At 60.9% G+C, this 11,183-nt stretch carries 7 protein-coding genes; all 7 read right to left on the bottom strand.

Translation table 11 applies throughout. The annotated features are described in order from the left end of the window. The coding region (locus tag U9R81_RS04695) for an ATPase, T2SS/T4P/T4SS family (protein WP_322494358.1) at positions 1-1,437 on the bottom strand (1,437 nt) is incomplete at its 3' end. Positions 1,438-1,941: 504 nt separating this feature from the next. Continuing rightward, a complete protein-coding gene (locus U9R81_RS04690) occupies positions 1,942-3,201 on the bottom strand; it encodes a ParA family protein (protein ID WP_322494357.1) in 1,260 nt (419 codons plus the stop codon). Positions 3,202-3,321: 120 nt separating this feature from the next. Beyond that, positions 3,322-4,524: an ATPase, T2SS/T4P/T4SS family gene (locus U9R81_RS04685; RefSeq protein WP_322494356.1), complete on the bottom strand. Its 1,203-nt coding sequence runs from the start codon at positions 4,522-4,524 to the stop codon at positions 3,322-3,324. A 90-nt stretch (positions 4,525-4,614) separates the two neighbouring features. After that, entirely contained in the window at positions 4,615-5,421 is an 807-nt protein-coding gene (locus U9R81_RS04680; protein WP_322494355.1) for an SAF domain-containing protein, read from the bottom strand. Positions 5,422-5,444: 23 nt separating this feature from the next. Next, on the bottom strand, positions 5,445-5,957 hold the full coding sequence (locus U9R81_RS04675; protein ID WP_322494354.1) for a hypothetical protein: 513 nt from the start codon (positions 5,955-5,957) through the stop codon (positions 5,445-5,447). Positions 5,958-5,966: 9 nt separating this feature from the next. Beyond that, complete coding sequence (locus U9R81_RS04670) at positions 5,967-6,377, bottom strand: TadE family protein (protein WP_322494353.1); 411 nt, start codon at positions 6,375-6,377, stop codon at positions 5,967-5,969. Positions 6,378-6,602: 225 nt separating this feature from the next. Continuing rightward, the gene (locus U9R81_RS04665) at positions 6,603-11,132 is read right to left on the bottom strand and encodes an SdrD B-like domain-containing protein (protein ID WP_322494352.1); all 4,530 of its coding nucleotides are present in this window, start codon (positions 11,130-11,132) and stop codon (positions 6,603-6,605) included. Between the last annotated feature and the right edge of the window lie 51 nt (positions 11,133-11,183).

Here is an 11,183-nt window from a genome sequence, read left to right as displayed (position 1 = left end):
GGCTTGGCGGGCCAACGCAGCTTGGGCCAACGCTTCATCAACCACGGCCCGGCTACTCGCCACGGCGCGGGGCCGCTCGGCTAGCTTGAGCAACGCCAGCCGTTGTGCCAGCATCTCCGGCGTCTGATCAGCGCCATGCCAGACCAACCGATCGCCATCGGCGCGGGCCGCGCAATGCCAGCGCACCCCTTCAGCGGTTGGTTCAACCCACGCCAAGCGGATCAGTCGTGGCCGCAAGCCAGAGGCGGTCTCGTCACAGCCATCGAGCAATGCCACCTCATCGATATAGCGGCGTCCCGCTGTGCGGCTGAGATGGATCACGACGTTGAAGTTGTCACAAATGTCTTCCAGCGCATTGGCACGCCGGCCCTCGTAGAGGTAGGCTCCCGGCATCGCGGCGCAGTCAGCCAACCGGCTCACGGCGCGCAAGGCGGTGCGCGCGTGAATCGTGGTGACTACCGCATGACCGCTGACGGCGACGGCCAAAATCGCACCGGCTTCGGCTGCGCGCGTCTCACCCGGCGCCACCAGCGAGGGCGTCTGGCGCAAGACTTCCCGCGCCGCTCGCCCAAACGCCAGCGGATCGAGGCTGGTCTGCACTAATTCGCGTGTCCACGCTGCATGGCGAACATTGATTTCAAGCGTGTTGTCTTCGATCGTGATCACGTGCGGTTCACCCGGCCATGAGTTGACGATCGCTTCTAAGAGCGCCGTCTTACCGCAGCCAGTCTCACCCGCGATCAAAAACGAGCAACGGGCGCGCACCAACAATTGCAGCAACGCGAACAAGGGTTCATCACACGCGCCGCGGCGCAGAATATCGGCCAGTGTCCACGCCGCGCGACGACCGCGCCGGATACAGATTAGCGCAGTGTCGTCAGGCGTACACGGCGGGATGGTCACGTGCATACGGGTGCCGTGCGCGAGCGGCAAGGTATCTTGCGGGCGGCTGCAGTCGAGCGGCACCGCTAGCCGCGACGCCAGCACCAAGGCGCGATCAAGCGCTTGTCGCGGCGAGCTAAAGCGTTCCGGCGCGAGGGTGAAGTCAGCCCCCTCTTCTTGCACCATAATGCGGTCGCCGATAATCTTGACCTCTTGGATCCGCTCATCATCGAGATAGGGTTGGGCTGGCCCCCAACCAATCGTATCGTGAAAGAGGCGGAGCAGGCTGGCATCATCGGTAGGCAAGCCGGCCAACGGCCCGCCGCGTTCGGTTTGGGTACCGATGGCAACCCGCAGCACGCGCAGCACCGCCGGGTCACGCTCGGCAGCCGGCGCTACTGGGTCGAGCAGATCGGGCGGTAGCTCGGCGAGCAGCAGATCGCGCGCCGCTTGCAACGCCGCCGCCGCCGGATCGACCGTTGCCTGCTGCTGCGGCATCAAATCGGCTAACCCACCCTCTTCCAGCACCGTAAGAGGACGGTACGCAGGATGCATGTATCTCCTCCATGACAGCTTATTCGTGTTTGGCTAACCAAGCCGCGCGGCTCAAGTCATTGCGAGGGCGGGTAGGCTCCCAGCAATGCTAAGCGCCTCCTGCCTGTAACAATCCCCGCCGAACATTCAAGAGCGGATAGAACGCACGAGCATAGATGTGGTTAATGTCATTGGGATGAGCCAGTTCACCCTCAAACCCTGCCCCTCTCCCGCGTTGCGGGAGAGGAGAGCGTAGGGCCAAGTGCTGAGGCATCTCACAACGACCAACAGTTGTGATCACTCAAATGTTCTGTCCGCCCCTCAAGCGAAAGCGAAAGGCATACCTGAAATGGATCGGCAAAACGGGCCATCAAGCGCATGAGCATCGTGTTGGCAACGTTGCGGTTAGCGGATTGCTTGACCGCAGCAGTGTTGCTCATCCCTTTACGTGCAATAACTACGGGGGTGCGCCTCGCACGATGCTAGGCATGCACGCCATATATCGCCAACCACGCTACTCCAGCGTTACGGCAACGCCGGCGCAGCAGCGCGCTGACCCAACATCTGTTCGCTCAACCGTGCCCACCAACCCACTCGCGGCAACGGCAAGCGTGGTTTCAGGCCGGCATGGGCGCACAACGACTCAACCACCTGATGGGTAGCGCGGGCAAACCGGCTTTGCGGGCCGAGATCGAGCATCGAGATGTAGCCATCGTGTTCATCGGCAAGACTAGCGAGTCGCGGTTCGCGCGGCAAGATGCCAAGGTTGCCGATCCGCGGGTAGCGGCGGGCAAAGAGATCAGCTACCATGCTGACTGTCACTGTCACCCCGCGCTCTGGCTCCATAAAGAGCAGTGAGCAGCGTTCGAGTCGCTCCGGGGCCAATTCGGTAAAGTGTTCGAGCATGTGACCAACACCCATACGCTCGCGGGCGCCGGGCGGGGTGGGCAAGACAACACTGCCGCCGGCTTGCAAGACATGAGTGGCATAAGGCCGGCGCAGATAGTCAGGGGGGGTGTCAATCAACACCACATCGTACCCTTCTAGCGCCACGATCCCCTGATACAGCCCTTGCCAATCGGGCAGGCGCAGATCATTCTCGGCCCGCGCTACCGCATGCGAACCGATCAGCAGGTCGATCCGGCCCCACCCTTGCTGATTGGCACGAGTGTGTTCAGGTTGAAAGATAAAGGGCTGGATGCCAGCCGGATTCCAATATGACGGCCCGCGCTGCACGAGATGGAGGTACGACGGGGCGCTAGCCGGGATGCGAAATGCCAGCACCAAACCGGGATTTGAGATGTCGCTATCCCACACCAGCACATCAAGCCCGCGCCGGCGCAGCCCTTCAGCCAACACGCAGGTCGCGAAGGTCTTGCCAATACCGCCCTTTGCGGCGCCGATCGCCACCACCGGCAGGCGCTGCGCGCCACTCCCGCGCCGCCGTCCAAGTTGCGCGCCGATCCAATCGGCCAGCGCCGCCGGATTACGTTCAGCAGTCGCCGGTAAACCGGCCGCCAGCGCATCGGGCAATGCTGCCCGCGCCGGGCCAGCCAACCCCAACATCACCCGCGTCCCCACCTGTTGGGCGCGAGCAGCCAGATCCCACAGATCGGCCAGCGGCGTCCCGCGACTATCATCAAGGAAGATGGCATCGGGCGGGCGCGCACCGGCCAGCAACCGCTGCACCTGATCGATCCGTGATGGCGCTAATACGGCCACGTCGCGCAACTGCTCAACTTCGGCCTGCAAGCCTTCGATCGCGCTAAAGATGATGAGTTCCATGGGGTTGCTCCTTTTGAGAATTGATAAACCGCAATCGTTACGGGCAGTTGGAGGGTCATAGCGCCGCTGTGGCCAAAGGCATAGCGCCGCTGTGGCCAAAGGCATAGCGCCGCTGTGCCGCTACAACCGGCCCGCTCCCCACCCGGCATTGACGTAGCCGGCCCGCGCTAACCGTTCGCTGGCGCGGTCGTAGCGAAAGAGCGGGTTGGTCGGGAAGGGATCGCCGCTCTGGCCTTGCGCCCCTTGCGGTAACACCTCTTCGACGGCCAGCACACCGCGCTTCCCGTTTGGAGTGCGCCCGATCAGCACCACCAGCAGATTCACCACATCAGAGGTAATCAGACCGCGCACAATCTGCGCTGCCGCTTGCCCAGCGCCGGTCGTCTCATGGGCCAAGCCAATCAACGCCATCCGCTCCAGATTGCGCAACGCACCTTGCACGGTCGCCGCGTGGATGGTGCCCAAGCCGGGGTGGCCAGTCGCGGCGGCTTGCAACATCGCCATTGCTTCGCCGCCGCGCACCTCGCCAACGATGATGTAGTTGGGCTTTTGGCGCAAGGCAAACGTGACTACCCGGCTGAAGCCGCCCGTTTCAGTCGGCGCTTCAATGTGCAAGCTGTTCGCGCTCCGCGGCAGTTCACCGCCATCTTCAATCACCACTAGTCGCATCCGCGCCCCGATTGCTTGGCTGAGGGCCGCCGCCAGCGTCGTCTTGCCACTACCCGTTGGCCCGGCAATCAACAGTGAAGCGCCTCCATTTAATGCCGCCAGCAACAAATCGCTCGCCTCGCGGCTGATTACATTGCTCTGCACCAGATCATCGAGCGTTGCCCAGCGTTCGGGCAATAGCCGGATCGAAAGGCTAGGGCCGGCTGGCGAGGCCCGCTGATTCGTGATCGCATAGCGCAAGCCATCCACCACGCCTTGGGCAAACGCTGGCACCTCAACAGCACCGCCTTGGCAGCGCTGCACCAATTGGCGTTGCGTCCACTCAATCCACGCCGGATGGACGATCACGCCGGTGTTGACCATCATGCCGCGTTGGACAACGAAGAAGGGCGAGTCGGGCGGGCCGTTGAAGAGAATGTCCGAGACCGCATGCTCCGGATCGCGCCAGATTTCGAGCGGGCCGTACCACGCCACCTCGTGCCAGCGGATCGCGCCATCAAAACCGAGCCGCGCGAAGGCTTCCGCTGGCGGCAAATGCCAGCAATCGCGCAAACGCCCGCTGCGCAGCAGCATGCGCAACTCGTCGGCGATAGCGGCGCTGGTGGTTGGTGAGGAAGCCGGCGTGTGCGTCAAAGTATCCCAACCGCTCTGCATCAGTGAAACTCCTTCCGTGGTTCTTGCCGGTTGCGGCAGCAGAGCTGCCGCAGTCCATAGCTATGGCACTCACGTGTGCAACGCCAGCGGCTACTTATCGGCTGCAGCGGGCGTAGCCGGCGCGGTCAATTCCCTCACCGTAAACTGGCCAATGTCAAGCCGTTCGAGCGCAGGCAAAATCGGTGCGTCGCTGCTGTAGCGTTCGCCCCACAGCGGCAGACCGGCGGCTTGCAAGGCCCAAATCGCATGCGACTGGTACGGAGTCAGTTCGAGGTAGGCCACCTGCGCTTCGGCATCGACATAGAGCACGCGCGCGCCACTGAGTAGGCGGCACGCATACGGACGCGGCGGCAAGGGCGATGCCGGCGGCTGCACCGTTGGCGCGCGGCCCTCGGCAGCGCTGCGCGTCTGATCGCATACATCGGGCGAACCGTTAGGATCGTTGAAGCCGATATTGACCCGATCGTGATGGGTGAGCGGGCCGATGGTTTCGGTGCTGAACGGCACCGGCACCATCCCCGCCGTCAAGGCCTCGCCATTCGGATAGATCGGCTGGGCCGGCGGGCGCTCCGTGATCATCGATGGTTGCAATAAATCGTTAGCGGCGAGATTGCGGGTCGCATACTGGCCAACCGCGAGCGATGGCGCACTGATTCCCGCCAGTTGGGCCGGACGGTGGCGCGGCAGCAGTACTACCGCCAGATCGTTGGCACTAATCTGCTGGCCATAGGGCACATCGCGCGCCAGAATGACGACCGGTTCGCTGCTCCCAGCTTCCAGAAAAGCCAGAACAGTGAACACCGCAGTGATAATCAAACCAAGACCGATCAGGATCGCCGGGAGCGGATTCGCGCGGCGACGGGTGAGCGCCTGATTGAGCGTGCCAAGAGCGGACATTCAAATTCTCCTTTCGATGCAAGTTACGGTTGGCCCAAACGATCGATGGTGTCAGCCGCGCGGATGCGAGGGCGCACTTCACCCAAGCCAAACAATCCGCGCAGGGTTGGTTGCAATTCGGCGCAGAGCAGCGGCGTTGCACTAGCTACCCCAGCACACGCGCCGCCTTGCGGTAAAACGGTCCAGCGCGCAGTAGCCGCCAGCGAAGCTGGATCCATCCCGGTCACCTGCGTCGCTTGCAAATTGGCGAGCAGAAATTGATGCGCTACTTCCACAATTGCCGTGCACGGACCAGAGGAGTGAATGGTCACTGCTTGGCACGCACGGTTGCCGCGCAGCGCTTGCCCATTGCGCGCTAAAGCGGCATACTCGATCTGCTGCACCGCCGAGCGGGTGGCCTGCTGAAGCGCATCTTCCATCACCGCCACCGCCAGCCAGAGATTGGCTAACTCAATCACCACCATCACAAAGAGCACCAACACCGGCAACATCAATGCCAGCAGCGGCAATGCTTGACCCAACCGGCGACCGTGCATGCGGGCCTCCTACTGCTGATCGCGCTCGGCAGCGCGAGTGGCGCGAGCGCGCACCACGATCTCGTCGCCAAAGGGCAACAGGGCGACCGGGGCCCACAGCGCGGCGCGGTACCGCACCTCAACGGTGATCGGGTCATACCGGCGGCACGGCTGACGCGGACACGAGATCACCACTTCACTGGCAGTTGGCTCAATCCCAAGGCTGCCAGCCAAAGCTTGGCGCGCCGCAGTTTCGGTAACGGTGCGATTGCCGCCGGTGAGCGCGGCCTGATGCGCCGCTGCGCGCGCCGCTTGGCTGACGGCGTAGTGGGTAAGCAGTATCTGGCCGACCGAGAAGAGACCGACGACCAAGGTCAACAAGATCGGCAAAGCTAGCGCCATCTCGATAAGGGTTTGGCCGCGCCGGTGAGCTTGTCGCATTACTCAAATCCTTTCGCTACATCTTGCCAAGACCGAGAATCGCGAACGCAGCAGTTGGGTGGATTGCACGACCCTCCTTTCCCTTCCCTACACACAGCTTGTCAAGAGCCTGCCTGCGTGCTCATCACCATTGGGGGTGAACGGTTTCGTGAGCGCTTCGTTTTCATCGTGTGGGTTGATTGGCGGCAGACAGCGCCAGCGTTGCCTACCACAACGGATGGCCCATCAATTCCCCGGCGCAACAAGCGAGCGCGGCGCCAGCAAAGTGATCTCGATCTGACCGGTCACAAGCTGGCGGGCCGGATTAGGCAGCGGGGCCACCGGCACCGGCGGTAGCGGCACCCCGCCAATGCTGCCCGGCGCTTGATTGACAATCTGCACTTCCAGCTCGATCTGGATGGTGATCCGGGCATGATCAAGGACGTCAGCCGTGTAGAGGTAGACATCAGGGCGCATCGATGGCGCCGGCGGACGGCTCCAGTAGAGATGGAGCTGATCATCGAGATCGCGTTCGCGCAGCACGCTGGCGCTAAGCTGATCACGGCTCTGGCCACCAAGATAGCGATAGATGCAGCCGGTCAGCAGTTGGGGGGTGAGCAGCGGACGCGCTCCCGGACGGCAACCGGCCATTCCGCGACTATCGGCGGCACGTGGGTCGAAGCGTTGCCCACCTACTGCCACCTCGGCCACACTCCAACCCACGACGCGTGCTTGGTAGGCATACGGCCACGGTAACGGCTCATCAACAAAGGTCAAGTTAGCCAGTTGCGGGGTCAGATCAAGCACTTCACCCACCGGCCACGCAATCGCTGCGCCATTCGAGAGGTAAATGCCATTCGTCTGGTTCGCGTCATTCGTCGCCGGGTCAAGCTTCGAGCGAATCGCCACCCGCAAATCACCACTTGCTGCGCCGATGGTAGATGGCGGCGGCGCCACATTAATCGTAAGCGAGGCGATGTTATCAACCGGATCATCCGCCGGCGTGCTGGTCGAGATGCGAACCATCGCCGGCAAGACCGCACCGGCAGGCACGCTCGTCTGCACCACAACCTCGATAGTATCGGCAGCTTGCGGGTTCAGCGTCCCTAGATCCCAGCGCAACCGGCGATCGATTTGGCTCGTAGGCAAACGGCTAGCCCCGACCAGTTGCACATCAGCCGGCAGCTCCAGTTCAAGCGTCGTATTAGCAGCGGCGCGAGTCTGGGCAGGCCGGCGGCGATACAGGTTGCCGTAGTCAATCGTGTAGGCAAACACGCTGCCCTGCCCAACAATGCTGGCAGGCGCGCGCAACTGCACGAATGGGTTGGGGCGTACAATCGCTACTGTGGTGTTAGACGTGTTATCTGCTTGGTACGCAGGTAATTCGGGGGTCGTCGTCGCAATCGTGGCCTGCGCTGCCAGTTGATCAACTGCGATCGTCGCCGGCAGCGTGAGACCAATGCGCAGCTCGCCGCTTGCTGTTGGCAGCAAATCACCGAGGTCACAAGCTAACTGGCTGCCATTGGACTGGCACATCGACGGCAATGTGGTGATCGTCGCTGCTCCCGGCGCATCAACCGTAACTGTCACAGCACGGGCCAGCCCATTGCCAAGATTGCGATAGCCAACCACCAACTCGACCGCTTCACCCGCAGGGGCTGGCGCCGGCACGAAGGCGAGACTGACGGCCGGGTTGGGACGCACATGGGCCGTGCTCGCCGTCGCCGTATTGTCCACCGGCGAGTCACCGGCGGTCGTGGTCGTGACGGTGGCCCGGTTATCGAGCCGGTCGACTGCAGTGGGTCGCGGTTTCGTCTGCACGCTGACAATAACTTCTTCGTTCGGCGCAATGCTGCTGATCGTGCAGCGGAAGGTATGCTGCGCCCCTTCATAGCGGCATGTTCCCGCCGGTGCGCGCAGGATGCTGGTAAAATCCACCTGCGCCGGCAGGGGATCGGCAATCGTCACATTGGCCGCTGGTGCGCTGCCACGATTCACCACCCGCAGGGTGTAAAACAGCGCATCACCGCTGAGCACCGCCGCCGGCGCTTCTTTGCTGATGTTGAGTTCAGCGCGTGTTAAGTGCGTCTGTTGGCTGGCGCTATTATTGGCCGGATTGGAGTCAGACGGATTAGAGCTAATCGTTGCGGTAGCGGTCACGGTTTGGCTCAAACTGGCGCCAATCGCAGCCGGCGCGCGCACGCGCACCGCAATTGCACCGGCGGCGTTTGGCTCAAGCCGCGCAAACTGCCAGATCAACGTCGCACCGCTCTGGTTAGGCGCACGGCTGGCGCTGAGAAAGGTTGCTCCAGATGGCAGGCCCATCCGCACCGCAACATTGGTTGCGGCAACGTTACCAGTGTTGCGGTAGGTTACGGTGTAAACCAACTCATCGCCGACGACCGCTTGAGCCGTCCCACTCAGCACAATGCTGAGATCGGTTTGGGGCTGGCTGACCAAACCAACATCAATATCAGACCGGATGGAGCCATAGCCTAAAACAATCACTGCACTCGCGCCCGTCTGTTCATCGACATCGCTATCACGCAGAGCATTGCCGCCACGACCAAACGGCGCAAAGGCAAACCCTTGCGCGCCTGTTACGACCACCCGATACTGGCCGGGTTCGAGATTAGCGAAGGTATAGCGCCCTTGGCCATCGCTCACCGCCACCCGTGGGTAAGCGTTTATCGCCGGCGCCGAACTAGGCAAGCGTTCGAGCCGCAGCGACACGCCGGCGACACCGGGCTCGTCATTGTCTTGCACGCCATTGCGATTGAGATCGTGCCACACTCGATCACCGATCGTCGCTGGTTGAAATTGGCGGGTCAGGCCAATATCAACGTCACGAACCGTCGCTTCGCGCAATGGCAAGGGCAACGTGGCGCCGGTCACGCCATTGCCAGCATGCCGGCCAGCAAACTCAACCACGCCAAAGACGGGATGGGCATCGCTATCGCGACTGTCATCGGCACCGGCATTCACCGGCGCGTAGACCATACCGGCTAACGGGCGGCCAGCGGTAAATTCGCTGAGCGCCACGCGCAGGTGCAGCGCGCGATTGGGCGGCACAGCAACGGTATAGCTGCCATCAGCCGCAGTTACCACCTGCCCCAATATCGTCAATCGCGCGGGATCAACTACTTCAAGACGCATCCCGCCCAGCAGCGCTTCACCCGCCTCGCGCACGCCATTGCCGTTCACATCATGCCAAAGCCGGCCACGAATAAAGGCATAGGTGCAGAGTAGTTCGAGATCGCCGAGGCCGGGCGCTTTACTCGTACCCGACGGAATCAGCGTAAGCGAAGCTTGCCGATTTCGTTCAGGCAGATGGTAAATCCCAAGACCAGACGCTCCAGCGCCAAAGAGACTTGTAGTGACTATGAGTTCTCCTGATGGTGCAGGTATACTCACAATACCACCCATGTGATTTTCCACATGAGGAGGCGGAGCGCCGTCAAAAAAAACTCGGTTGTCGTTAACCCAATCAGTAGTATGGGCGCGAAATAAGAAGTTCGGATCAGTCTCTTTCACATGATCATAGGGCCGATTGTTGAGTTCAAGCTGCCACTGATTGTTGGTGAGACGATAACTGAGCGTGTCACCTTGACTGATCGCAACAAATTGCCCCGCTGGTGGATTATTGAAAAACGCAATATCTCCAGTCCGATCACGAAAACCGAGCCGCATCGCTTGCCCATCAGGACTAAACTCTATATCAACTAAAAGTGGTTGCGGATAATAGATTTGGCTACTGCTGCGAATCGGCAACATGCGCGAAAAGTTATCACTCCATGGGTACCATCCTTGGAAAGTCGTATTAGGATAAAGTTGCTTAAGCGTTTGGGCGAACCAAGTTCCAAGCAAACGACTGTTGAGATCTGCGGATGCGAGTGACTGGCTCAGAACTCGGCGCCATGTGCCAGTATTGACCTGCCACTCTAAAACATGCGCGGCTGGCAAAGCCACATCAGTAATACCTACGAATAATCGTGGCGATTCGTCTTGCTGTAGAAGAGGCGCAAATTCGAGCGCAAAGGGGCGAAGATCTCTTTGGGTTGGAATATTAGCGGTGATGGCTTGCAACGAAATCGCAATCGGATCCAGTCGTACAGGTCTCGCCTGTGAAATATCGTAGCGCTCGATCCGGCGCGCAGCGAGATTTACAATGTATAACGTCGTGCCATCAGGACTAATCTCCATATCGCCTAAACCAGTCTTTCCCACATCGCTCAGAATGCCATTGTCAGCCGAATCATCATTCGATCGATCATTACCCATGTCAGGAACGGTAAACGATGTGTGCCATTGTCCATCATCAAATCGGTACTCGTACACTCCTCCCGGCCCTAACGGGCCAAAACTAGTAAAGCGACGGGTAAATGCTGCTGCAAACACACGTCGCACACCACTAATTGACCCATCATCGTAGGCAAGACCATACACCGATCCGATCCCGCTGTTGTTAGCAATCCGATTTTTTATTCCGCCAGTCTTTGTCCCAATTGGAGCTAGCGCTTGTTTCACCCCGCTCAACGTCACGCGCACCAGCGCCGGGTCATTGGCCGGCACCGGCGAAAAGATAGTATCGGCAAAACACGTGGTCGCTAAGGAAACATCGCCGTCTAAACAGGCTACAGCGCTGGCAAAACCGGCATTGCCACTCTGAGCGCGCACCGTCGTCAACGGTGAAGGCGGCAAGAGCGAGCAAAGAACAACCACGACCAGCACGATCAACCAATACCCAAGTTGAGATGTATGGTTGGAAGGATACATAACACCTCCAGCGTTCGTTTTGCGCATGCACTCACCCATGGCGACGCTCAG

The sequence above is a fragment of the Chloroflexus sp. genome (genome assembly GCF_034435895.1).
In the GTDB taxonomy this organism is placed as follows: Bacteria; Chloroflexota; Chloroflexia; order Chloroflexales; family Chloroflexaceae; genus Chloroflexus.
The sequence above is the reverse complement of the archived record's forward strand: the minus strand, read 5'-3'. Positions and strand labels throughout refer to the sequence as shown.